This window comes from Nocardiopsis nanhaiensis (assembly GCF_054778635.1).
This window is the reverse complement of the sequence record NZ_BAAGZJ010000096.1, coordinates 1-23,086: the sequence shown is the minus strand read 5'-3', so window position 1 is coordinate 23,086 and position 23,086 is coordinate 1. Positions and strand designations below refer to the sequence as shown.

The window sequence follows — 23,086 nt, the reverse complement described above, 5'->3', positions numbered from 1 at the left end:
CCAGGGGTCAGTTTTTCCTGTGGATAACCCGGCCCGCAGGAAGGGTCTCAGCGCGGGCGGGGCCAGCTCACTACTCGGGGGCGGCTCCACCGTCGGTCGGGGGCAGCTCGAGGTCGGACTTGGTGATCTCCTCGACGTTCACGTCCTTGAACGTCACCACGCGCACGTTGCGCACGAACCGGGCGGGACGGTACATGTCCCAGACCCACGCGTCCTCCATCACGACCTCGAAGTACATCTCCCCGTTCTCCGTCGAGCGGGGCTGCAGGTCCACGTGGTTGGTGAGGTAGAAACGGCGCTCGGTCTCCACCACGTAGCCGAACAGGCCGACCACGTCGCGGTACTCGCGATAGAGCTGGAGCTCCATCTCGGCCTCGTACTTCTCCAGGTCCTCAGAACTCATGTGCGCGCTCGCTTTCGTCAGCACTCTCCGGTCGTGGTGTGCCGGTTCTCCTCCACGTGGACACCGCGGCCAACAGGGTTGTTCCCGTCCGGGACGCGCGCCACGCGTTCGGAGAACGCCGATACGATCCGAGATCCATCATGCGTCACGGAACGGACTTTTGTGCCCCCTCGAGCGGAATTCCTTTGCCGAATCCGCTGTCAGCCTCAGGGGCACCGCTCCCACCTGCGAGGATTCGTCACTCCAAGGCGTCGTTCAGTTCCTCGTACGCGGGGGGAACGCTCAGGGATCCGGCCTGGCTGAACGGCCAGATGATCACGAAGGCCCGGCCCACGACGTGGTCGACGGGCACCGCCCCGCCCCCGGGGTTGTTCTGGTTCATCCGGGAGTCGTAGGAGATGGCCCGGTGGTCACCCATGAGCCACAGCTCGTCGTCGGCCAGTTCGACCGGCCCGAACTCGGTGTGGCTCTCCGTGCTGCCCGGGTAGAGGTAGGCGTCCTCGTCGAGCGGGACCCCGTTGACCAGGACGCGGTTCTGCTCGTCACAGCACTCCACGGTGTCACCCGGCAGGCCGACGACCCGCTTGATGTACTCCTTGCCCGTGGGAGCGGCGCCCAGCTGCTGCTGCACCCAGGTGAAGCCGCGGCTGACGGGGTTGGTGGGCTCGGGGATGTCCACAGTGTTCGGGTCGTCCCACGACCCGTCGCCGTTGAAGACGATGACCTCACCGCGCTCGATGTCGCGGACCTGGTAGACCACCTTGTTCACCAGGACGCGGTCGCCGACGAGCAGCGTGTTCTCCATCGACGTCGAAGGGATGAAGAACGCCTGCATCACCCAGGTTCTGATGACGAACGCCAGGACCAAGGCGATCGCGATCAGAATGGGCAGCTCTTTCCAGAACGACCCCTTCTTCTTGGCACTGCTCTGGGACTTGCCCATGTCCTCGTCCGCCCTCTCCTCCGACTCCAGGCCCCCGGCATCGGATACACCACTGGCTCCCAGGCGCTCATGCGTCTGGGAGCCAGTGGCGGAGCTCTGCTCCTCCGGGCCGGGCCGGGCGGAATCCTCGTCCTGGGACCCGTCCGCGCCGAGGTCCCTCTCGTCTTTGCTCATCGGCCGAAAGCCTATCCTGCCGCCCTACCAGGCGACACGGTTCCGGCCGGATCAGGCAAGACCTACTTCTTGGTGGGCTCGCGGCGCTCGCGGATACGGGCGGCCTTACCGCGCAGCTCGCGCAGGTAGTACAGCTTGGCGCGACGCACGCGACCGCGGGCGGCGACCTCGTACTTCTCGATGGCCGGGGTGTGGATGGGGAACGTACGCTCCACGCCCACGCCGTAGCTCACCTTGCGGACGGTGAAGGTCTCGCGGTTGCCCGAACCCTGGCGGCGGATGACAACGCCCTTGAAGACCTGGGTACGGGTGCGGGTGCCCTCCGTCACGATGACGTGAACGTTGAGCGTGTCACCCGGACGGAACTCCGGAACGTCGGTACGAAGCTGAGCCTTTTCCAGCTCTTGAATGGCGGTGTGCATCTCGCGAATCCTCATCAATAGCGCGCCGCGTCCTGCCCCCGGGCTGTTCCCGGGAGGGGGTGCGCGGGCGAGGCCCTGTTGGGTCTGATTGGTCGAACCACCCGGTGACCGACACAGAGGCCGACATCGTGCTGCCGGCATGCGGATGCCTTGGGATCACCAGGGGGGAACTCACCTAGTTTGCCACATGATCGCCGCCGCCCCGAACCGCCTGGTCAAGAGCACTGGTGACCGGCTCTTCAGCGAGGACCTCCCGGTCACGCCGGTCCAGGCTCTCCTCCGGAGTTGACGCCACCAGGTCGGGGCGGTTGCGGGCGGTCTTGCGCAGCGCTTGGTCCCGGCGCCAGCGGTCGACGGCGCCGTGGTCGCCGGACAGCAGCACCGGTGGGACCTCCTGGCCCCGCCAGGTGCCGGGCTTGGTGTACACCGGCCCCTCGACCAGGTGTTCCATGCCACCCGAGGCGAAGGAGTCCTGGAGGTGCGACTCCCGGTTGCCGAGCACGCCCGGCAGCAGGCGGGTGATCGCCTCCACCATCACCAGCGTCGCGGACTCGCCCCCGTTGAGGACGTAGTCACCGATGCTGACCTCCTCGACCGGCATGCGCTGGGCGGCGTCCACCGCCACCCGTGAGTCGATGCCCTCGTAGCGGCCGCAGCCGAACACCAGGTGCTCCTCACCCGCCAGCCGCTCGGCGTCGGCCTGGGTGAAGGGGCGCCCGCTCGGGGTCGGCAGGATCAGCCGCGCGGGCCGCTCCGCCACGACCTCGTCGAGGGCTTCGCCCCACGGCTCGGGCTTCATCACCATGCCGGGGCCGCCGCCGTACGGGGTGTCGTCGACGGTGTTGTGCCGGTCGTGCGTCCAGCCCCGGAGGTCGTGCACGGACACGTCCAAGAGGCCCGCCTCGCGCGCCTTACCGATCAGCGAGAGCTCGAGCGGGGCGAAGTAGTCGGGGAAGATGCTGATGATGTCGATGCGCACTGCGTACTCGCTCAGTCGGTGTTCTGGAGGTCGAGCAGGCCGGGGGGCGGGTCGATCACGATCCGCCCGGCGGCCACGTCCACCTCGGGGACCAGGGGTCCGACGAACGGCACCAGGATCTCCTCCCCCTCGTGGGAGGTGACGACGAGGACGTCCTGGGCGTGGTGGAGGACGTCCTCGACGGTGCCCACCGTCTCGCCGTCGGTGGTGGCGACGGTCAGGCCGATGAGTTCGTGGTCGTGGAACTCGTCCGGGTCGTCCAAGGGCGCGATGTCCTCGGAGTCCACCATCAGGGCGGTACCGCGCAGCGCCTCGGCGGCGCCGCGGTCGGCCAGCCCCTTGAAGCGGACGAGCAGCTTGCCGCTGTGCCGCCGGGTCGAGCGAATAGTCAGCGGTCCGGCGGACGCGGGGTCCGTGTGGAATACGGCGCCGTCGGTGAACCGGGCCCCGGGGTCGTCTGTGCGCACGTCGACGGCGACGTCGCCGCGGATACCGTGCGCGCGGCCGATCCGTCCCACCACGAGTCGCATGAGTGCTTCCTATCGGTGTCAGTGGCCCCGAGGCTCGCAGCCCTCAGGGGGTCCGCGAGTGGTCGTCCCCGGGTTTCCCCGTGGTGCCCCTCGGGTTTCCTGCGGGGCTCCCCGGGTGTCCCCGTGGGGCACCGCCCTCCGGCGGTGCGTTCCACCCCAGGGGCCTCCCCCTGGGGAACGTCGTGCCCGGGAACCGCAGGGTCCCCGGGCACGACTGCGGGGCGCCGACCGTCAAGATCGGCGCCCCGAGAGGCGCGTCAGCGCACTTCGTGCAGGTCCAACAGGTCAACACGGACATAGCGGCCACCGGCGAGTGAGCCGACGACGGTCCGCAGTGCCTTGGCGGTCCGGCCGTTGCGGCCGATGACCTTGCCAAGGTCGTCGGGGTGGACGCGGACCTCCAGAACCTTGCCCTTGCGGAGCCGCTTGGCTCTCACCTGGACGTCGTCGGAGTTCGCAACGATCCCCTTCACGAGGTGCTCAAGCGCCTCTTCCAGCACGATTAGGCCTCGCCCTCGGACTTCTTCTCAGCCTCGGCGTTCTCGGCGGGCTTGTCGGCCGCCTTCTCCGCCTTGTCCTTGTCCGTCTTCTTCTCGGACTTCTTGGCCTTCTTCTCCTGGCCGGGGAGCACGAGCTCCTTCAGAGCGGCCTGGAAAGCGGCCTCCTGGGCCTCGGGGTCCTTCTCCTCGGCGACCTGCAGCGGAGCCGGGGCGGCAAGGCCCTTGAACTTCTGCCAGTCACCGGTCTTGCGCAGGAGGACCTTCACCGCGTCGGACGGCTGGGCGCCCACGGAGAGCCAGTACTGGACCCGCTCGGAGTTGACCTCGATGAAGCTCGGGTGCTCCTTGGGGTGGTACTTGCCGATCTCCTCGATCGCCTTGCCGTCACGCTTGTTGCGGGCGTCGGCGACGATGACACGGTACTGGGGCGTACGGATCTTACCCATACGCTTGAGCTTCAGTTTGACAGCCACTGGAGTGGTCTTCTCCCGAATAACGGTGTTAGGCGCCTGACAGGCGGCCCACGTGGGGTTGTGGAACCCGTCGAGGCATGACGTGGGTGGCGGGCAAGTTAGAGGGCCGGCCCAGCCACCGTTAGTCGACTCCTCATTGTGCCAGACGCGGACGTGTTCCTTGGACAGGACACAGGCGCGCGGTCGGACGCATCCTTGACACACACGGCCCGTCCCGGGATCCCGGGACGGGCCGTGGCAGGTCTCACTACTTCTTCGGCAGCTTGAAGTTGGACAGGTCCGGCATGTTCGGACCACCGAGACCGGGCGGAAGGTTGGGCTGGCCACCGCCGCCACCGCCGAGGCCCGGGGGAAGCTGCGGCATCTCCTGGCCGCCCTCCTCCTTGCGCTTCTTGCGCTCGGCCTCGCGCTCGGCCTCCTGCTGGCGGGCCTTCAGGGGGTTGCCGCTGCGCTGCTTGCCCTTCTTGGCCTTCTTCGCCTGGGCCTTGGCCTTCTTCTTGTTACCGCCGCCACCCATGCCGGGCATACCGGGCATCCCCGGCATACCGCCGCCGCTCTTCATCTTGCGCATCATCTTCTGCGCCTCGAAGAAGCGGGTGACCAGGCCGTTGACATCGCTGACCTGGGTACCGGAACCGTTGGCGATGCGCAGGCGGCGGGAGCCGTTGATCACCTTGGGGTTGCCGCGCTCCCCCGGGGTCATCGACTGGATGATCGCCTGGATGCGGTCCAGGTCCTTGTCGTCGATGCCGTCGATCTGTTCGCGCATCTGCCCCATGCCGGGCATCATGCCGAGCAGGTTGCCGATCGGTCCGAGCTTGCGGACCATCGACATCTGCTCGAGGAAGTCGTCGAGCGTGAAGTCGTCGTCCGAGGCCATCGTCGAGGCCATCTTCTCGACTTCGCCCTCGTCGAACGTGCGCTGGGCCTGTTCGATGAGCGTGAGGACGTCACCCATGTCCAGGATGCGCGAGGCCATCCGGTCCGGGTGGAAGAGGTCGAAGTCCTCGAGCTTCTCGCCGGTGGAGGCGAACATGATCGGGCGACCGGTGATGTGCCGGATGGACAGGGCCGCACCACCGCGGGCGTCACCGTCGAGTTTGGTGAGCGCGACCGCGTCGTAGCCGACGCCGTCCAGGAAGGCCTGGGCGGTGTTGACCGCGTCCTGACCGATCATGGCGTCGACGACGAAGAGGATCTCGTCGGGGCTGACCGCGTCGCGGATGTCCGCGGCCTGCTGCATCATCTCCTCATCCACACCGAGGCGGCCCGCGGTGTCGATGATGACGACGTTGTGGTTGTTGCGCCGCGCGTGCTCGATGGATTCGCGGGCCACGTCGACCGGGTCGCCCACGCCGTTGCCGGGCTGGGGGGCGAAGACGGGTGTCGACGCCCGCTCCCCGACCACCTGGAGCTGCGTGACGGCGTTGGGGCGCTGGAGGTCGGCGGCGACCAGCAGCGGGGTGTTGCGGTCGTCGGCGAGCCACTTGGCGAGCTTGCCCGCCAGGGTCGTCTTACCCGCACCCTGCAGGCCCGCGAGCATGATCACGGTGGGCGGGGTCTTGCCGAAGCGGACCTGCCGGGTCTCGCCACCGAGGATCTCGACCAGTTCCTCGTTGACGATCTTGATGACCTGTTGGGCGGGGTTGAGGGCCTTGGAGACCTCTTCGCCGCGGGCGCGCTCCTTGATCCGCGAGATGAACTCACGGACCACCGGCAGTGCCACGTCCGCCTCGAGCAGCGCGAGACGGATCTCCCGCGCGGTCGCGTTGATGTCCTCCTCGGACAGCCGCCCCTTGCCGCGCAGCGAGGAGAAGACCGATGTCAGCCGGTCGGAAAGCGTCTCGAACACGAGTTTGGCCAGTCCTTCGTCGTCGGAATTGACTTCCCAGCCTACCTCCCCAGTCACCCACCGCCACCCTTAGGCGGCTAGGGGAAGGGGCGGGGCTTCGAACCCCGCCCCGGTCAGGGGTCGTTCACCGCGAGGACCGAGGGCTACCCGTCCTCGCCCTCGGCACCGTCTTCGGCGTCCTCTTCGGCGTCCTCTTCGGCGCCTTCGCCCTCCGCGGGCTCTTCGTCGCCCTCACCCTCGGCGGGCTCCTCCTCGCCGCCCGCGAGGGTGGCCTCCTGCTGCTCGGCGAGGGCCGCCAGCATCTCCTCCTGCTGGTTGGCGCTCAGGCCCCGGGTGGACAGGCGCGCCTCACCCTCGACCTCGTAGGTCTGCTGGTCGTCGCTGACGATGTTGTAGTTGGAGTCACACGACAGGTTGAGTGTCCCGCCGGCCTCGAGGGCGCCGCTGTCGGAGCACTCCTCGTCACCGATCTCCTCGTTGGTGAAGGTGACGTCCATGCGGACGAGCACGGACCCGCCGCCGTCGGCACCCGCGTCGCGCACCGTGCCGGACCAGGTGCAGAGCGGGCCGTCGTCACACTCCATCTCGGGCTGGCCGTCCCAGCTGACCTCGATGCGCGCGTCACGGGAGCCGTCGAGCTCCTCCTCGGCGGTGTTGGTCAGGCTGGTGTAGAGCGCTTCGGCCTCGTCCATGCCGGCCTCGGCGAGGTCCAGGCGGACCTGCGGGCCGCTCTCGCCCTCCTCCGGCACCAGTTCCTCGATCTCGATGCGCAGGATCTGGTTGGTCTCGGCGTCGACCCAGAGCTGGTTGCGCTCGCCGTTGAGGTCGACCTTGTAGGCGGGGGTGTCGTCGAGGTTCTCCTCGACCGCCTCGTCGTCGGCCACCCCGATCTCCTCGATGATCGCCGCCAGCGCGGGCGGGGCGAGCGTGCTCGACGGGTTGACCCCCGCCTGGCCGACGGAAGCGCGCACCCAGGAGTCGTCGAACTGGTCGCTGTCGGGGCCGAAGACGCCCTTGTCGAGCCAGAACTCCTCGGCCGCGCGCAGGAAGAGCTTGTCGTCCGCCGCGACCAGGTCGGCCTCGACGTCGTTGGCGGTGACCGTTCCGTTGGCCGCGCCGCCGTCCGCGACGGTCAGGGTGGTCTCCTGGACCTCTCCACCGACGCTCTCGGCGATCTGTCCGTCCGCGGTGAGTGCCGGGTAGGCGGCCAGATCAGCCACTGCCTCCTCGAGCAGGGGTGCGGCGTCCACCGGCTCCGCGGTCTCCTCGGCGGGCTCCTCTTCGGGACCGTCGTCGCCGAGAGAGCAGCCGGCCAGTCCCAGCGCGGCGACCATGCCCACCGCTGCGAGCGACAACCGTCCGCCCCCAGGGCGTGTGTCCGCCGAGTACGTCCTAAGACCCCTGTTGCGAGTAACCGGCGCCATCTTGCCTCCTGACCCCGACCTGTGGGGTGCTGATACGAATCGGCGTGAAGTAAGTGATCGGGGAGGGCCCTGGGGCTATGAACCGCCACCCGGCCGCTCCCTGGCGTGAGGTGCGGGTGCTCAGCTTCCGGCCGTAGTCGGCGGGCTGTGCCTTCGGCACTGGGAGGGTCGTGTTTCGGGCCGCCCCCGACAGCCCTTCGCCCCCGTGCCTTCAGCCTCCGCTATCGCACCGCCCCGAAAGGGTACCTAACACCGGCACAGGTCACGGCCAACTGCGTTCCACGGACGTGTACACATGTGCGGACGGCACCCGGTACCAGCTGGGAACACGCGAACGGGGCCGACGGGGATTTCTCCCCGTCGGCCCCTGGGTCACCTCACCGCGTCAGCGGCGCAAGACCCGCGGCCTCGACATTGAGGGCTAGGACCTGGCCCGCGGTGAGGCCGTCTCCCCGCCCGGAGGCGTCGGCGAGGAGACCGCTTCCTCCTCCAGTTCCTCGAGCTCGTCGAAGGCGTAGGCCGACTCCGCGTGCAGCTCGTGGTCGAGGCCGTTCGTCTCGACCTCCTCGGCGATGCGGAAGCCGATGAGGAGATCGATGACCTTGGCGATGACCCAGGTGACGATGAAGGTGTAGATCATGACGCCGATCACCGAGATCGCCTGCGCGGCCAGGAGGCCGATTCCGCCGCCGTAGAAGATCCCGGGGTCGCTGCCCACCGCGCCGGAGGCGAGGAAGCCGAGCGCGAGGCAGCCGACGATGCCGCCGACCATGTGGAGACCGACGACGTCGAGCGCGTCGTCGTACTTGAACTTGAACTTCCAGCTGATGGCGTAGGCACAGATCGCACCGGACAGGGCGCCGACGATGATCGCCCCGACCGGGGTGACGTTCGCGGCGGCCGGGGTGATGGCGACCAGGCCCGCGATAGCGCCCGAGGCGAAGCCCAGGGCGCTGACCTTGCCGTAGCGGAAGCGCTCGACGAGCATCCACGCGCCCGTCGCGGCGGCGGTCGCGGCCTGGGTGTTGACCAGGGCCAGGGCGGCCTCCCCGTTGGCCGCGTAGGCGGAGCCGCCGTTGAAGCCGAACCAGCCGAACCACAGGAGCGCGGCGCCAAGCAGGACGAACGGCAGGTTGTGCGGGCGCATCGACTCGGTGCCGAAGCCCTTGCGGCGGCCGAGGACGAGGACCAGGGCCAGGGCCGCGGCACCGGCATTGATGTGGACCGCGGTACCGCCGGCGAAGTCGATGACCTCGGGAAGGCCGGTGAACTCGTGCATGCTGGCGACCCAGCCGCCGCCCCAGACCCAGTGGGCGACGGGGAAGTAGACCAGCAGCGCCCACACCGGGGCGAAGAGCAGCCAGGCGCCGAACTTGGCGCGGTCGGCGATGGCACCGCTGATCAGGGCCGTGGTGATGACGGCGAACATCAGCTGGAACCCGGCGTCGACGAGCAGCGGGTAGCCGCCGTCGGTGCCGTCCATCGGCTCGACCTCACCGATGAGGTTGGTCAGCCCGACGTAGTCGAAGCCGCCGATGAACATCTCGAAGGCGCCGTATCCCGGCGCGTAGGTGAGCGAGTGGCCGACGACCACCCAGAGCACGCTGATGATCGCGATGCTTCCGAAGCTCATGAGCATCATGTTGAGGACGCTCTTCGCCCGCGACATGCCTCCGTAGAAGAAAGCCAGGCCCGGGGTCATGAGCATCACCAGCGCGGCGCTCATCAGCAGCCACGCAGTGTTGCCAGAGTCAATCATTTCGTCGCCTCCATGGGACGGACGGGGGATTGTCTTGAGGGGCGGCAGTCAGCGAGCGCATCATCGGGCCCGATGCAGATCACCACGGCGACAACTCTCCGACCAGGGTGTTTCCCAGCCGGACCCGGCTTGTTGCGCGGGCGTAAAAGGACAGCCAGGGGTGTTAAGGGGTTATGAACCCAAGGGGCAGGGCGCGCCAATGCACATGCAAGGGCACAAGCAGGACACGCTCTTTCACCGGAACGGAGTTCCAGAAGCACGCTCCGTGAGATCTCACGGCGGCGGCGAACCGGGAGCCGGGAGAGGACTGGGTGCGTTACGACCGAATTGCGGTCGCGTGAAGCCGGCTCTGGGGCGCCGGCAGCTTAGGAGGCCCCGCGGTACACGCCCCGAAACACAGCGCGGCCGGACACCCGTTTCGGGTGTCCGGCCGCGCTGTCGTGTGCGGTGCCCCGGGCTCGGCCGGGCAGCGGGCTCAGCCGAGAATGGCGTCCACGAAGACCTCGGGGTCGAAGGGCGCGAGGTCGTCGGGGCCCTCGCCGAGGCCGACGAGTTTGACGGGAACGCCCAGCTCGCGCTGCACCTGGACGATGATGCCGCCCTTGGCGGTGCCGTCGAGCTTGGTCAGGGCGATGCCGGTGACGTTGACGACCTCGGCGAACACCCGGGCCTGACGCAGGCCGTTCTGGCCGGTGGTGGCGTCCAGGACGAGGAGGACTTCGTCGACCTGGGACTTCTTCTCCACCACGCGTTTGACCTTGCCGAGCTCGTCCATGAGGCCGGTCTTGGTGTGCAGGCGCCCGGCGGTGTCGATGATGACGGTGTCCGCGCCGTCGTCCACACCGCGCGCCACGGCGTCGAAGGCCACACTGGCCGGGTCGGCGCCCTCGTCCTTGCAGACGACCGGGGCGCCCACGCGGCCGCCCCAGGTCTGGAGCTGCTCGGTGGCGGCCGCGCGGAAAGTGTCCGCGGCGCCCAGGACCACGCTGCGGCCGTCGCCGACCAGCACTCGGGCGAGCTTGCCCGTGGTGGTGGTCTTGCCGGTGCCGTTGACGCCGACGACCATGATCACGGCCGGTCGGTCGCCGTGCGGTTCCGTGCGCACGATGCGGTCGGTGTCGGCGCCGAGCTGGTTGAGGAGCTCCTCGCGCAGGAGGCCGCGGACCTCTTCGGTGTCACGGGTGCCGAGCACCTTGACGCGGGTGCGGAGGTTCTCGACGATCTGGGTGGCCGAAGTGACACCGATGTCGGCGGTGATGAGCGTGTCCTCGATCTCCTCCCAGGTGTCCTCGTCGAGGGTCTTGGCGGAGAGCAGGTTGAGCAGGCCCTGACCGAAGGTGCTCTGGGAGCGGGCCAAGCGGGCCCGCAGGCGCACCATGCGGCCCGCGGACGGGGGCGGGGTGTCGAGTTCGGGTACGGCTGGTTCGGCGGGGGCCTCGGGGGCGGCATCCTCAGCGGGAGGGGCGTGGGCGGGGGGTGTGCTGACCGTCCCCTCGTCCCGTTCACGGTCCTCTTCCGGTGCGGCCTTGGCCGCCTCCGTGACCTCGGGCTTGGCCTCCTCCTTGCTCGGCGTGACCGAGCGTCGAGTCCTGACCAGGAAGAACCCGCCAACCGCCAGGAGGGCGACGACGACGATAAGGCTTACGAGCAAGGTGATTTCCATAGCGTGGAACAGTCTCCCAGAGTGTTCGACGCCTTCGCATCACGTACCGCGGTGGCGTGTGGTGCGCAGGATGAGAACGAAGAAGGGGGCGCCGAGAAAGGCGGTGACCACGCCGATGGGGAGTTCGGCGGGGGCCACGATGGTCCGCGCGACGATGTCCACCGCCACGAGGAAGGTGCCGCCCGCCAGCACGGTGACGGGCAGGATGGCCCGGTAGTTGGACCCCACGAGGCGGCGCACTATGTGCGGGACGACGATGCCGACGAAGCCGATCAGTCCGCTCACGGAGACGGCCGCCGCGGTGGCCAGGGAGGCGGCGGCGATGACGATCATCCGCACCACGGCCGGGTTCAGTCCGAGGCTGACGGCTTTGTCGTCGCCGAGGGCGAGCATGTCCAGCAGGTAGCCGCTGAGCAGCAGGACGACCAGCCCCACGATCGCGTACGGGGCGATGAGCCGGACGTCGTCCCAGCCTCCCCGGCCGAGGCCGCCTAGGAGCCACGCGTAGATGCGCTGGAGCTGGTCCACACCCATCTGCTGCACGAGGGTCTGCGCGGCGGAGAGGAACGACGAGACGGCCACTCCGGCCAGGACCAGGGCCGCGGTTCCCCCTCCCCCGGCGGTGGAGCCGAGCGCGTAGGCGGTAGCCACCCCCAGGAGGGCCCCGAAGAAGGCGGCGACCGGCACCAGGGCACGGGGGTCGGCGGTCAGGTCCTGGCCGAAGACCATGACCATGGTGGCCCCCAGCCCGGCGCCGGAGGCCGCGCCGAGCAGGAACGGGTCGGCCAGCGGGTTGCGGAAGACACCTTGGTAGGCGCCGCCCGCGGTGGCCAGGAGGGCGCCGACGACGGCGCCCATCACCACACGGGGCAGCCGCAGCTCCATGAGCAGCGCTTCCTGTCGTTCGGTGAGCGGTGACTCCGTCCCGAACGGCAGGAGGCTGACCAGGTGGCGGAGGATGTCCGCCGCGGAGAGCGATGCGGCGCCCGCGGAGATGCCGAAGACCCCGGCCACGAACAGCACGGCCGCGCTGCCCGCCAGCCAGCCTGCCGGCGCCCCGAAGCCCTTCACCTGCTGATCCCCCTCGTTGTCCCGCGGGCCCTACTGGTCTGCGGTCTCGCTGACGGCATCGCCGACGGACTGCGCGAAGTCGACCACGCGCGGTCCCCACCGGGAGGCGGTGTCGCTGTCGAGCACGTGCACCGCGTCGTTCTCCACAGCGGTGACGGAGTCGAAGGCGGGGCGCTCCTCGACGGCGGCGACCGATTCGTCGGCGGCCTCGTCACCGTAGGAGAGGAAGATCAGGTCGGGGTTCTCCTCGACCACGAACTCAGGGGACAGCTGCGGGTAGCCGCCGCTCTCGTCGTCGTCGGCCTGGTCGGCGATGTTCACGAGGCCGAAGGCGTCGTAGACCTGGCCGGCGAAGGTCTCGGAGGTCGCGGAGAAGAGCGTGTCGTCGAGCTCCTGGTAGAAGGTGAGCTCGGTCTCGCCGAGTTCGGCGCAGGCGGCGTCGACGACCTCGTTGAACTCGGTCTCGACGCGGTCGGCCTCCGTGTCGGCCTCATCCGTGTTTCCGGTGATCTCGCCGAGCAGGCGGATCTGGGCGTAGACGTCCTCCAGGTCGAGGGCGTCGTCCAGTACAAGGGTGGGGATGTCGACGTCGACGAGCTGGTCGGCGCTGTCGACGGCGCTGCCGGCGAGGATCACGAGGTCGGGATCGTACTCGCTGATCGCCTCCACGCTGGGTGTGAAGCCGCTGAGGTCGGTCGTGGGCGCCTCTTCGGGGTAGTACGAGTACTCGTCCGTGGCCTCGACCTGGTCGCCCGCGCCGATGGCGAAGAGGGACTCGGTGCTGCTCGGGGAGAGCGAGACGATGCGCTCGGGCTCCTCTTCCACTGTGACCTCGCCGACCATGTCGGCCACGGTGACGGGGAACGTGCCGTCGCCGACCGGCTCGCGGTCGTCGGCGGGCTCGGGCGCCCCGCAGTCGACGGCCGCGGCGTCGGTCTCCTCCGCGGGCTCGGAGTCGGACTCCGTGGTACCGCAGGCGGTAAGGGCGAGGGCCGCGCCCAAGAGGGCGGCGGGGAGTTGGCGGGCGATCCGCACGGTGCTCCTTCGGTGGGCCGGGGGAGGAGCACGGCCCAGGGCGGGGACGGCCGGTCCTTCCCACGAGGACGGGTTCGTCGGTGGCGAGGAGGCGGCCTGGCTCGTCCCCGCGCGGGCGGGGCTTCACAGTTGCGGGACAGCGCCGGGTTGCGCGGCCGGATGTGGCCGCGGCAGCCGGACTTCGCTCGTTCGACACCGGTCGTACCGCCGACGGGCGGGACAACTCCTCCACCCTACTGGGCGCTCCCGTTCGGCCCGATCGCCAGGGGGACACGCTGTCACCTGCGCTTTTCCCGGAATCTCCGCGGCGGGTCCACAGAATGGCAGACCCGGAACCGCATTTTCGCCCGGGACATTTTGTGGAACCCACGAACCGAAAGCGCTTTATGTCCGCTTTAAGGGTCTAGTGGCCCATGAGGAAACATCGTGAACATTCGTCCGCCACGTAGCCATATTGAGTCTCCATGCACATTGACACCGCAATCGCACACAGCAATGATCTCGTTGCCATGCGCGCCGATCATCCGAATACGGACATCAAGCGGCGTATCCCCCGTGTGCGTACACCCGTACCCGGTGGACCGCCCGTTCCCCCGGTGTCCTGAGGCGCGCACGAGAAGGGATGTGTTGAAAAGGTGGCACCCCACCGATCACGCTTGGCGCAGCTCGCCGGGCTGACACTGATCGCGGGCCTGGTCTCGGCCACTCCGGCAAGTGCTGAGGAGGGGTCGGAGATCGCTCCGCTCCACCCGGCGCCCAGCGCGGAGAACGGCGAACTGACACACCAGGCCCAAGACCTGTGGTTCATCGAACTGGACGGCCCGTCCACCTCCGAAGGGGCGGCCTCCGCACGCGTCGACGACGAACACGCCGCGTTCCGCGCCGAAGCGGAGGACTTCGGGCTCTCCTATACCGAACGCCTGTCCTTCAACGACTTGTGGAACGGCATCTCCGTGGAGATGGACGACACCCAGGTGAGCACGGCCCGGGAGATCCCCGGAGTCGCCGGGATCCACCCGGTCGTCCGCCACGAAATCCCCGAACTCGACGACAGCGAGCCGGAAATGGACACGGCGCTGGGCATGACCGGCGCCGACATCGTCCAGAGCGAACTCGGCCTGTCCGGTGAGGGCCTGCGTGTGGCCGTCATGGACACCGGGGTCGACTACACCCACCCGGATCTCGGCGGCCCCGGCGAGTTCCCCAACGACCGGGTGGTGGCCGGCCACGACTTCGTCGGGGACGACTTCGACGCCAGCGACCCGGAGAGCGACACCCCGGTTCCCGACGAGGATCCCCAGGACTGCAACGGCCACGGCACCCACGTCGCCGGAATCGTCGGCGCCGAGGGCGAGGTCACCGGTGTCGCACCCGACGTCGAGTTCGGCGCCTACAAGGTGTTCGGCTGCACCGGGTCCACCACCGCGGACGTCATGATCGCGGCGATGGAGCAGTCGCTCGCCGACGACATGGACGTGCTCAACATGAGCATCGGCTCCTCGCACTCCTGGCCCCAGTACCCCACTGCGACCGCCTCGGACAACCTGGTCGACGAGGGCATGGTCGTCGTCGCCTCCATCGGCAACGAGGGCGCCAGCGGCGTCTACTCCGCCGGCGCACCGGGCCTGGGCGCCGACGTCATCGGCGTCGCGTCCTACGACAACACCCACATCCAGGCCGCCGAGGCCGAGGCCACCCAGACCGGCGAATCCATTCCCTACATGGAGATGGACAGCGCGGTCCTACCGCCCACCTCGGGCGAGTCCGACGAACTCGAGTACATCGGCCGGGGCTGCCTGTCCGAAGGCGACGAACTCGAGGGCGACCCCGAGGGCAAGACCGCGCTCATGATCCGCGGCGAGTGCACCTTCACCGAGAAGTACGACGTCGCGCTCGACGCCGGCGCCACCGGTGTCGTGGTCTACAACGACCTGCCCGGCATGTTCGCCGGCGGCGGCATCGTCGACCAGGACGCCTTCGCCATCGGGGTCTCCGACGAGGCCGGCGCCCACCTCTTGGAGCTCCTGGAGGGCGAGGATCCGGTCACCCTGACCTGGACCGACGAGGAGGTCACCGTTCCCAACCCGACCGGGGGGATGATCAGCAGCTTCAGCTCGTACGGCATGTCACCCGACCTCGACCTCAAGCCCGACCTGGGCGCGCCGGGCGGTCTGATCAACTCCACCTACCCGATGGACCTGGGCGAATACGCCACCGTCAGCGGTACGTCGATGTCCTCCCCGCACGTCGCGGGCGGCGTCGCCCTGCTGCTGGAGGCCCAGCCCGGCATCGAGGCGCACGACGTGCGCGACGTCCTCCAGAACACCGCGGACCCGACACTGTGGTGGGGCAACCCGGACGAAGGCGAACTGGACAACGTCCACCGCCAGGGCGCGGGCATGCTCGACGTCCCGGGCGCGGTCCGGGCCACCACGGGCCTGTCCCCCGCCAAACTGCCCCTGGGCGCTACCGAGGGGCCGGTGACCGAGACCGTCACCGTCTCCAACGACGGCGACGAGGCGACCACCTACGAGATCTCGCACGAGCCCGCGATGGGCACGCACGGCGACACGTTCGTGCCGGACTTCAACAGCGCCTTCGCCGAAGCCTCCTTCAGCAAGGACGAGGTGACCGTCGAGCCGGGCGGCTCCGTGGACGTCGACGTGACCGTCACCCCGCCCGCCCGGGACCTCGAGCAGATGCTCTACGGCGGCTACGTCACGGTCACCGAAGTCGAGGGCAAGGGGGACCTGGAGTCCTTCCGCGTCCCCTACGCCGCCTACAACGGTGACTACCAGGAGATCGAGGCCATGGCCCCGATCACCGACGAGGACGGCACCGTGCACGACCTGCCGTGGCTGACCCGCATCACCGAGTGCGAGGTGTTCTCCGGCCTGGAGTGCGCCGACTCCAGCGGCGGCACCTTCGAGAACCAGCCCGACGGTGCCTCCTACACGCTGGAATGGGTGGACGGCCTGCCGGACGTCCCGTACGTGATCGCGCACTTCGACCACCACGTGACCAAGCTCGAGATGACCGTCATCGACGAGCGCACCGGTCGCCCGGTCCACCCGGACCGCAACGTGGCGGTCGACGTCGACTACGTCAACCGCAGCGAGACCAGCACGGCCTTCTTCAGCTACGCCTGGGACGGTTCCGTGGTGGATTCGCTCGACCGGGTCACCAAGGTGGACGACGGTGACTACCGTCTGGAGGCCCGGGCCCTGAAGGCGCTCGGCGACCCGGACGACCCGGACCACTGGGAGACCTGGACCTCGCCGGTCATCACGATCGACCGGGGCTGATCCACAGCCTCAGCCGGCAGTACAGGGCCGCCCTCCGGTGTTCGGGTGAACACCGGAGGGCGGCCCTTCGACGTGCCCGGCACGGATTCCCCGCTTCGCGGGCCGACGGTTGTCGTGTGCGCACCGGCGCTTGACCGCCTCCCCAGGTGAGCGGCAAGAATTCGGGCGAAGCGACACCGAGGACGGGAGACGACCATGCGCGTGGCGATGGCACAGGTGGACTGCGTGCTGGCCGATCCGGAGGCCAACCTCGCCGAGGCGCGGCTCCGGATCGCCGAGGCGGCCGGGCTCGGCGCCGACCTCGTGGTCTTCCCGGAACTGAGCCTGCACGGCTATGCCCAAGGCGCCGCCGCGGCGGACACCTCCCTGCGCGCGGACGACCCCCGCGTGCTGGAGCTCGGCACCTACGGACCCGACGTCCTGGTCGGCCTGTACGAGCGCGAGGGCGGGGCCCGGCACAACGCCGCGGCCTACCTCTCCGGCGGGCGCCTCCACCACGTGCACCGCAAACTGTTCCTTCCCCACTACCGGGCCTGGACCGAGCGCGACCACTTCGCCCCCGGCACGGATCTGCTGTCCTTCGACACCGGCCGCATCCGGGCCGCCACGCTCGTCTGCAACGACGCCTGGCAGCCCGCGCTGCCGTGGCTGGCGGCACAGGACGGCGCGGAACTCCTCCTCGTGCCGGCCAACAGCGCCGCCGTCGACGACGGCACCCTCGACAACACGACGTACTGGTACGACCTCGTCCGGCAGATCGCCCGGATGCAGCAGTGCTGGGTGGTCTTCGTCAACCGGGTCGGCACCGAGAACGGCGTCGGCTTCTGGGGCGGGTCGCAGGTGCTCGACCCCGCGGGCGAGGTGGTGGCGCGGGCACCGTTCGGAGCTGCCGGTGTCTACCTCGCCGAGGTGGATCCGGGGTACGCGCGTCGGCGCCGGGACGCGCTCCCGCTGCTGGGGGACGCCCGGTTCGACCTGCTGCGGAGGCAGCTCACCCGGTTGGAGAGCGTCGACTGAGACGGCCGGTTGCCCGCACGGCAACCGTTGTTGCTGCCGACGGCCGCCTCGCGGAGGCTGTGAGCATGCACACGATGTTCGACCTCCACGTCCACGCGGCACCCGACGTCGTCGACCGCCGCTTCGACGACACCGACACCGTGCGCGCCTACGAGCGCGCCGGGTTCTCGGGCTGCGTCCTCAAGGCCCACTACGAGTCCACCGTGGGGCGCGCGGCCGCGGCGGGCAGGGGCTCGCCGCTCGACGTCTTCGGCGGTGTCGCGCTGAACCAGCACGTCGGCGGGGTGAACCCGGCCGCGGTCTCCGCTGCCCTCGCCGCCGGGGCCCGGGTCGTGTGGTTCCCGACCGCCGACGCGCACACCCAGCGCTCGGCGCACCTGCCGAGCCTGTGCGACGCGGCCCCGGGCGGCTTCGACCGCTCCTACGCCGTCCCCCCGGTGGACGGCAGCACCGCCGAAGCCGTGGAGCAGGTGTGCGCACTCGTCGGCGAGTACGACGCGGTACTCGCCACGGGCCACCTCAGCGGGGCCGAGGTGCACCACCTGGTCCCCGTGGCGCGCAAGCACGGCGTTCGGCGGATCCTGCTGACCCACCCCTCGTACACGGTCCCCGGCCTGAACGCCGCGCAGACCGCCGAGCTGACCCGGCTGGGCGCACTCGCCGAGGTCACCACCTTCCAGCTCCTCCACCAGCCCGGGTGGGACGCGGCGCGGCTGGCCCGGTTCGTCGAGGAGGTCGGGACTGAGCACGTGGTGCTCTCTTCGGACGCGGGCCAGCCGGACTCCCCTCCCGCGCCGGAGGCGCTGTCACTGCTCGTGCGGTCCCTGGCCGCCGAGGGCCTGGACGAGGCGGAGCTCCTCAGGTGCGCGTCCTCCCGGCCCCGCGACCTCGTCGTCCTCTAGGAAGGGTGCGCCTGGGATTCCGGGTTGCCCAGAGGGCAACCCTCCATTGCCCCCGCTCTATGACAGGGGTCACAATCAGGGCATGGTCTCGGACAGTTCATCCAGCATCCACCGGACCGTCGACATCCTGCAGGTCCTCGGATCGGTCTCCGCCGGTCAGAGCTCCTCGCTCGGGGTGCTCGACATCGCCCGGCGGGTGGGGCGCGAGAAGACCCAGGTCTCCCGCGCCCTCAAGGCCCTGGCCGAAACAGGGCTCGTGGAACGCGACGAAGAGACCATGGCCTACCGCCTGGGCTGGCAGTTCTACGCCCTGGCGGTGAACGCCGGAGACCGCAGGCTGCGGGACGCCGCCCTGCCGATACTGCGACGGCTCGTCGCGGCGGTGAAGGAGCGCGCACACCTGAGCATCCTGCGGGACGGCGCGGTCCTGACCGTCCTGTCCGAAGGGCCGCTGCGCGCCGTCCAGGTCGCGGACTGGGTGGGGCGCACCAGCCCCGTACACACCACGTCGTCCGGCAGGGCCCTGCTCATGGACTGGAACGACGAACAAGTCCTCGAGCTGCTCTCGGAGACCGAGTTCACCGCCACCGGCCCGAACTCGCCGCCGGACGCGGACACCTTCCTCGCCCGGCTCCGGCAGGGCCGCGAACGCGGCTACGCCAAGGCCGACGAAGAGTTCGAGGACGGCCTGGTCGCGGTGGCCGCGCCCGTCCGCGACTTCCAGGGCCTCGTCGTCGCCTCGCTGAACGTGTCCGCACCCAAGTTCTGCATCGGCGGAGAGCTCGACCAGATCGGGCGCGCGGTCCAGACCGCCGCCGCACAGCTGTCATCGGAGATGCGCCAACGGTCCGCGGCCGGCAACGGCCAGCTCCGTTGACCCGCCGTCCCCACCATCCACTGCCACCGGCTCAGGCCGCCAACTAAGGCCGTCGACTAAGGCCACCAGCCACACAGAACACCAGGAGTCCGCCGTGAGCGTCGTTCCCATGCCCTTTTTCAGTCAAGGCCTGCGCCTGGACGCCGACCTGCACCTGCCCGACGACGGCGGGGCGGGCGCGCCCTACCCCGTGGTCATCCCGGCGTCGGGCTACCAGGGGCTGAAGATCATCCACCCCGAGCGGTTCGCCCGCGCCCTCACGAAGCTGGGGTATGCCGTGCTGGCCTTCGACTACCGCGGCTTCGGCCTCAGCGAGGGTGAACGCGGCCGCCTGGTCCCCCAGGAGTGGGCCGAGGACGTCCGCGCCGCGGTCGACCGGGTCGAGGGCAGCGGGCTCCTCGACAGCGACCGGATCGGGCTGCTCGGTTGGGGTCTGGGCGGCGGTGTGGTCGTCGCCGAGGCCGCGGAGGACCCCCGGGTTCGCGCCGTGGCGGCCTGCAACGGCATCGCGGACGGCCTGCGCTCCACCCGGCGCATGCACGACGACACCACCTGGAACAGCCTGCTGGAGCGGATCGAGGCGGACCGCCCGCGCCGTGCCGAGAGCGGCCGTTCGGAGATCACCGTGCCCTGGGACATCGTCCGCCTGGACCGGGACACCCGCACCGACGGGTACGTGGGCGACGAGCTGTACCGGGCGCACGGATTCGGTACCGGGGTGACGCTGGAGTCCGCCGACCAGCTGCTGCGCTTCTCGCCGGAGGCCGTGGTGGACCGCCTCGCGCCGCGCCCCCTCCTTGTGGTGCACGGCGCGGAGAACGGCCTGCACCGGCCCGAGGAGGCGCACGCCCTGTACGAGCGCGCCGGGGAGCCCAAGCAGCTCGTGCTGTTGGAGGGCAAGGGCCACACGGAGTGGATGTTCGACGAGGACCCCACGTTCAAGGAGGTCGTCGGCCACCTCGACACGTTCTTCACCGAAGCGTTCCGGAGCGCCTCCGCCGCCCCGGCCGCGGCGACCCCCCGGTAGAGCGATGGACTTCGTCGAGTTCACCTCTGACACCTATCCGGCGGTCCTCAGAGCCGCCCTGGAACACGTCGTGCTCGTGCTCCAGGGCCTGGGGCTGGCCGCGCTCATCGGCCTGCCGCTGGCCGCCCTGACCTACCGGACCCGGTCGCGGGCGGTGGTCCTGGCCACCGCCGGGGTCTTCCTGACCATCCCCTCCTACGCCCTCTTCGGCCTGCTCATCACGCCGCTGGGGCTCGGGACCGCGCCGTCCGTGGCGGCCCTGACCATGTACGCGCTGCTTCCGGTTCTGCGCAACGCCGTCGTCGGGCTGCGGGAAGTCGACCCCGCGGTGGTCGAGTCCGCCCGCGGCATGGGCATGGGGCGCGGCCAGGTCCTCACCCGGGTCGAGCTGCCCCTGGCCCTGCCGGTGATCATCACCGGTCTGCGCGTGGCCGCCCAACTACTGCTCGGTATCGCCGCGATCGCCGCGGCGGTCAACGGCCCCGGGCTCGGAAACCTCATCCTCCAAGGGCTGTCCAGCGCCGGAACACCGTTCGCCATCTACCTGACACTGCAGGGGATCCTCGGCATCGTCGTCCTCGCGATCCTCTTCGACCTCTGTTTCGCGGTACTCGGCCGCCTGACGACCTCACGGGGGATCCATGTCTGACCCAACGACCGCCCTTCGCCCCATGATCCAGCTCGTCGACCTCAGCAAGACCTACCCCGGCCAGCGGGGAACCGCGGTCGACCGGCTGTCCCTCGACATCCCCGAGGGGGAGATCGTGGTCTTCCTCGGCCCGTCCGGCTGCGGCAAGACCACCACGATGAAGCTGGTCAACCGGCTCATCGAGCCCACGTCCGGCCGCATCCTGATCGACGGCGAGGACGTGACCGACGCCGACCCCGACCGGCTGCGCCGCGGCATCGGGTACGCCATCCAGCAGACCGGCCTGTTCCCGCACCGCACCGTCGGGGAGAACATCGGCACGGTCCCGCGCCTCCTCGGCTGGGACAAGCGGCGGGTCGCGGACCGCGTCGAAGCCCTGCTCACCATGGTCGGCCTGGACCCGGACACCTACCGGGACCGCTACCCCAAGCAGCTCTCCGGCGGCCAGCAGCAGCGGGTGGGCGTGGCCCGCGCCCTGGCGGCGGACCCGCCCGTCCTGCTCATGGACGAGCCGTTCGGCGCGATCGACCCGCTCACGCGGGAGACGCTCCAGAACGAGCTCCTGCGGATCCAGGGCGAGCTCCGCAAGACCATCGTGTTCGTCACCCACGACATCGACGAGGCCGTGCGCCTGGGCGACCGCATCGCGGTGTTCGGCGAGGGCGGCAGGGTGGTCCAGTACGACACCCCGGAGCGGATCCTCAGCGAGCCCGCGGACGGGTTCGTCAGCGAGTTCATCGGTGCGGGGGCCTCCGTCCGGAGCCTGACGCTGACCCGGATCGCCGACGCCCGCGTGGAGACGGACGCCTGGCCGACCGCCGAACTGTCCTCCACCTCGGCCGAGCGCGCTTCGGCGATGGCCGCGAGCAGAAGCGACTTCCTGCTCCTGCTGGACGGCGGGCGCCCCGTCGAGTGGCTGCCCCGCTCCGGCAAGGGCGACTACTCCGAGTCCGGGTTCCCCGTGCTGAACCCGATGGGTCCGGAGCACTCCCTCTACGACGCCCTCGACGCGATGCTGTCCAGCAACACCGGCATGGTGGTCGTGACCGACGCCGACGGAGGTTTCCGGGGCACGCTGAGCCTGGAGTCCGTCCACAGCGGCTCGGCCGGACCGAGCCGGGCCAGCGCAGCATCGGTGGCCGACCGCACCGGGGAGCAGTGATGGCCACCCTCGCCCCGCAGCGGACCACACCACCCCCGAACGCGCCCGTGAGCCGGTCCCGCGGCGGGCTCCTCCGGCTGGTCGGCATGCCCGCCGCACTCCTGGCCGTGCTGGCCGCCCTGTACATGTACATCGGCGCACAGGAACTGGACCGGATCGAGAGCCGCAGCCTCAACGCCGAGTACCTGCTCAGCCGGACCGTCCAGCACCTGACCCTGAGCGCCGTGGTGGTGGTCCTCATCCTCGCGGTGGCGATACCGCTGGGGATCCTGCTCACCCGGCCCGCGGCCCGCCGGTTCTCCGGGCCCCTCCTGGCCCTCGCCAACATCGGCCAGGCTACCCCGACCATCGGCCTCATCGTTCTCTTCGCCGTGGTCTTCGTGGACTGGGACGTGCAGACCATCGTGGTCGTGGCGGTGTGGCTCTACGGAATCCTCCCGGTCCTGCGCAACACGATGGTGGGCCTGGACCAGGTGGACCGGTCCGTCATCGAGTCGGCCCGCGGCATGGGCATGACACGCGCGCGGGCCCTGATGTCCGTCGAACTCCCCCTCGCGATCCCGGTCATGCTCTCCGGCATCCGGACCGCCCTGGTGATCACGGTCGGCACGGTCGCCCTCGCCACCTTCATCGGCGCGGGCGGGCTCGGCGACGTGATCTCGAACGGCATCGCCTCCAGCCGCGACACGGTCCTGCTGACCGGGAGCGTCCTGGTGGCCGTCCTGGCCCTGTTCATCGACTGGCTCGCCGGGCTGGTCGAGGACACCCTGCGCCCGCGCGGCGTGTGAGACCCACCTGGAAGGGAGCACCACCGTGAGAACACACGAACCGCGCCGGGCACGCCGGACACGCCGCGCGTCCGGGTCCGCCGGCCCGCTCGCCGCAGTCGTCGCCGTCGTCCTGGCCGCGGGCGCCTGCG

Annotated in this window: 21 protein-coding genes; 8 read left to right on the top strand and 13 right to left on the bottom strand. The window is 69.8% G+C overall.

What is annotated here, in order from left to right; all coding sequences use genetic code 11:
* Positions 1-70: 70 nt before the first annotated feature.
* From ACYVD1_RS30170 to ACYVD1_RS30110, 13 genes are all read right to left on the bottom strand, one after another.
* Positions 71-403, bottom strand: coding sequence for a DUF2469 domain-containing protein (locus ACYVD1_RS30170; protein ID WP_460745402.1), 333 nt, complete (start codon positions 401-403; stop codon positions 71-73).
* A 238-nt stretch (positions 404-641) separates the two neighbouring features.
* Complete coding sequence (lepB, locus tag ACYVD1_RS30165; protein WP_460777905.1) at positions 642-1,520, bottom strand: signal peptidase I; 879 nt, start codon at positions 1,518-1,520, stop codon at positions 642-644.
* Between the two features lie 62 nt (positions 1,521-1,582).
* Positions 1,583-1,942 carry a 50S ribosomal protein L19 gene (gene rplS / locus ACYVD1_RS30160; RefSeq protein WP_460745410.1) on the bottom strand — a complete coding sequence of 120 codons (360 nt, stop codon included), beginning with the start codon at positions 1,940-1,942 and terminating at the stop codon, positions 1,583-1,585.
* A 175-nt stretch (positions 1,943-2,117) separates the two neighbouring features.
* Positions 2,118-2,921 carry a tRNA (guanosine(37)-N1)-methyltransferase TrmD gene (gene trmD / locus ACYVD1_RS30155; RefSeq protein ID WP_460777904.1) on the bottom strand — a complete coding sequence of 268 codons (804 nt, stop codon included), beginning with the start codon at positions 2,919-2,921 and terminating at the stop codon, positions 2,118-2,120.
* A gap of 11 nt (positions 2,922-2,932) precedes the next feature.
* A complete protein-coding gene (gene rimM, locus ACYVD1_RS30150; protein WP_460777903.1) occupies positions 2,933-3,451 on the bottom strand; it encodes a ribosome maturation factor RimM in 519 nt (172 codons plus the stop codon).
* Between the two features lie 257 nt (positions 3,452-3,708).
* Entirely contained in the window at positions 3,709-3,951 is a 243-nt protein-coding gene (locus tag ACYVD1_RS30145; protein WP_460745418.1) for an RNA-binding protein, read from the bottom strand.
* A 2-nt stretch (positions 3,952-3,953) separates the two neighbouring features.
* On the bottom strand, positions 3,954-4,424 hold the full coding sequence (rpsP, locus tag ACYVD1_RS30140) for a 30S ribosomal protein S16 (RefSeq protein ID WP_460777902.1): 471 nt from the start codon (positions 4,422-4,424) through the stop codon (positions 3,954-3,956).
* A gap of 247 nt (positions 4,425-4,671) precedes the next feature.
* A complete protein-coding gene (ffh, locus tag ACYVD1_RS30135; protein ID WP_460745831.1) occupies positions 4,672-6,276 on the bottom strand; it encodes a signal recognition particle protein in 1,605 nt (534 codons plus the stop codon).
* A gap of 143 nt (positions 6,277-6,419) precedes the next feature.
* On the bottom strand, positions 6,420-7,700 hold the full coding sequence (locus ACYVD1_RS30130) for a PepSY domain-containing protein (protein ID WP_460777901.1): 1,281 nt from the start codon (positions 7,698-7,700) through the stop codon (positions 6,420-6,422).
* A gap of 421 nt (positions 7,701-8,121) precedes the next feature.
* Entirely contained in the window at positions 8,122-9,459 is a 1,338-nt protein-coding gene (locus ACYVD1_RS30125; RefSeq protein ID WP_460777900.1) for an ammonium transporter, read from the bottom strand.
* A gap of 475 nt (positions 9,460-9,934) precedes the next feature.
* On the bottom strand, positions 9,935-11,122 hold the full coding sequence (ftsY, locus tag ACYVD1_RS30120; protein ID WP_460777899.1) for a signal recognition particle-docking protein FtsY: 1,188 nt from the start codon (positions 11,120-11,122) through the stop codon (positions 9,935-9,937).
* 39 nt (positions 11,123-11,161) lie between these two features.
* Positions 11,162-12,193: a FecCD family ABC transporter permease gene (locus ACYVD1_RS30115; protein WP_460777898.1), complete on the bottom strand. Its 1,032-nt coding sequence runs from the start codon at positions 12,191-12,193 to the stop codon at positions 11,162-11,164.
* Between the two features lie 30 nt (positions 12,194-12,223).
* Positions 12,224-13,228 (bottom strand): ABC transporter substrate-binding protein, encoded by a 1,005-nt coding sequence (locus ACYVD1_RS30110; protein ID WP_460777897.1) that lies wholly within the window; start codon positions 13,226-13,228, stop codon positions 12,224-12,226.
* A gap of 635 nt (positions 13,229-13,863) precedes the next feature.
* Here ACYVD1_RS30110 and ACYVD1_RS30105 point away from each other — a divergent pair.
* From ACYVD1_RS30105 to ACYVD1_RS30070, 8 genes are all read left to right on the top strand, one after another.
* Positions 13,864-16,533 (top strand): S8 family serine peptidase, encoded by a 2,670-nt coding sequence (locus tag ACYVD1_RS30105; RefSeq protein WP_460777896.1) that lies wholly within the window; start codon positions 13,864-13,866, stop codon positions 16,531-16,533.
* Between the two features lie 195 nt (positions 16,534-16,728).
* Positions 16,729-17,550: a nitrilase-related carbon-nitrogen hydrolase gene (locus tag ACYVD1_RS30100; protein ID WP_460777895.1), complete on the top strand. Its 822-nt coding sequence runs from the start codon at positions 16,729-16,731 to the stop codon at positions 17,548-17,550.
* 65 nt (positions 17,551-17,615) lie between these two features.
* Positions 17,616-18,452, top strand: coding sequence for a DUF6282 family protein (locus ACYVD1_RS30095; protein ID WP_460777894.1), 837 nt, complete (start codon positions 17,616-17,618; stop codon positions 18,450-18,452).
* Between the two features lie 82 nt (positions 18,453-18,534).
* On the top strand, positions 18,535-19,329 hold the full coding sequence (locus ACYVD1_RS30090) for an IclR family transcriptional regulator (protein ID WP_460777893.1): 795 nt from the start codon (positions 18,535-18,537) through the stop codon (positions 19,327-19,329).
* A gap of 109 nt (positions 19,330-19,438) precedes the next feature.
* On the top strand, positions 19,439-20,356 hold the full coding sequence (locus tag ACYVD1_RS30085; protein ID WP_460777892.1) for an alpha/beta hydrolase: 918 nt from the start codon (positions 19,439-19,441) through the stop codon (positions 20,354-20,356).
* A gap of 4 nt (positions 20,357-20,360) precedes the next feature.
* Positions 20,361-21,005 carry an ABC transporter permease gene (locus ACYVD1_RS30080; RefSeq protein WP_460777891.1) on the top strand — a complete coding sequence of 215 codons (645 nt, stop codon included), beginning with the start codon at positions 20,361-20,363 and terminating at the stop codon, positions 21,003-21,005.
* Positions 20,998-22,167, top strand: coding sequence for an ABC transporter ATP-binding protein (locus ACYVD1_RS30075; RefSeq protein ID WP_460777890.1), 1,170 nt, complete (start codon positions 20,998-21,000; stop codon positions 22,165-22,167). The genes ACYVD1_RS30080 and ACYVD1_RS30075 overlap by 8 nt, the downstream gene beginning before the upstream one ends.
* On the top strand, positions 22,167-22,955 hold the full coding sequence (locus tag ACYVD1_RS30070) for an ABC transporter permease (protein WP_460777889.1): 789 nt from the start codon (positions 22,167-22,169) through the stop codon (positions 22,953-22,955). Before ACYVD1_RS30075 ends, ACYVD1_RS30070 begins: the two co-directional genes overlap by 1 nt.
* Positions 22,956-23,086: the final 131 nt, after the last annotated feature.

What these genes read in the sequence shown, in the direction of transcription:
- rplS (WP_460745410.1), bottom strand. Translation starts at nt 1,942, where the DNA reads ATGCACACCGCCATTCAAGAGCTGGAAAAGGCTCAGCTTCGTACCGAC.
- ACYVD1_RS30170 (WP_460745402.1), bottom strand. Translation starts at nt 403, where the DNA reads ATGAGTTCTGAGGACCTGGAGAAGTACGAGGCCGAGATGGAGCTCCAG.
- ACYVD1_RS30080 (WP_460777891.1), top strand. Translation starts at nt 20,361, where the DNA reads ATGGACTTCGTCGAGTTCACCTCTGACACCTATCCGGCGGTCCTCAGA.
- lepB (WP_460777905.1), bottom strand. Translation starts at nt 1,520, where the DNA reads ATGAGCAAAGACGAGAGGGACCTCGGCGCGGACGGGTCCCAGGACGAG.
- ACYVD1_RS30095 (WP_460777894.1), top strand. Translation starts at nt 17,616, where the DNA reads ATGCACACGATGTTCGACCTCCACGTCCACGCGGCACCCGACGTCGTC.
- ACYVD1_RS30130 (WP_460777901.1), bottom strand. Translation starts at nt 7,700, where the DNA reads ATGGCGCCGGTTACTCGCAACAGGGGTCTTAGGACGTACTCGGCGGAC.
- ACYVD1_RS30100 (WP_460777895.1), top strand. Translation starts at nt 16,729, where the DNA reads ATGCGCGTGGCGATGGCACAGGTGGACTGCGTGCTGGCCGATCCGGAG.
- ACYVD1_RS30070 (WP_460777889.1), top strand. Translation starts at nt 22,167, where the DNA reads ATGGCCACCCTCGCCCCGCAGCGGACCACACCACCCCCGAACGCGCCC.
- ACYVD1_RS30125 (WP_460777900.1), bottom strand. Translation starts at nt 9,459, where the DNA reads ATGATTGACTCTGGCAACACTGCGTGGCTGCTGATGAGCGCCGCGCTG.
- rimM (WP_460777903.1), bottom strand. Translation starts at nt 3,451, where the DNA reads ATGCGACTCGTGGTGGGACGGATCGGCCGCGCGCACGGTATCCGCGGC.
- ACYVD1_RS30075 (WP_460777890.1), top strand. Translation starts at nt 20,998, where the DNA reads ATGTCTGACCCAACGACCGCCCTTCGCCCCATGATCCAGCTCGTCGAC.
- ACYVD1_RS30090 (WP_460777893.1), top strand. Translation starts at nt 18,535, where the DNA reads ATGGTCTCGGACAGTTCATCCAGCATCCACCGGACCGTCGACATCCTG.
- ACYVD1_RS30085 (WP_460777892.1), top strand. Translation starts at nt 19,439, where the DNA reads ATGCCCTTTTTCAGTCAAGGCCTGCGCCTGGACGCCGACCTGCACCTG.
- ftsY (WP_460777899.1), bottom strand. Translation starts at nt 11,122, where the DNA reads ATGGAAATCACCTTGCTCGTAAGCCTTATCGTCGTCGTCGCCCTCCTG.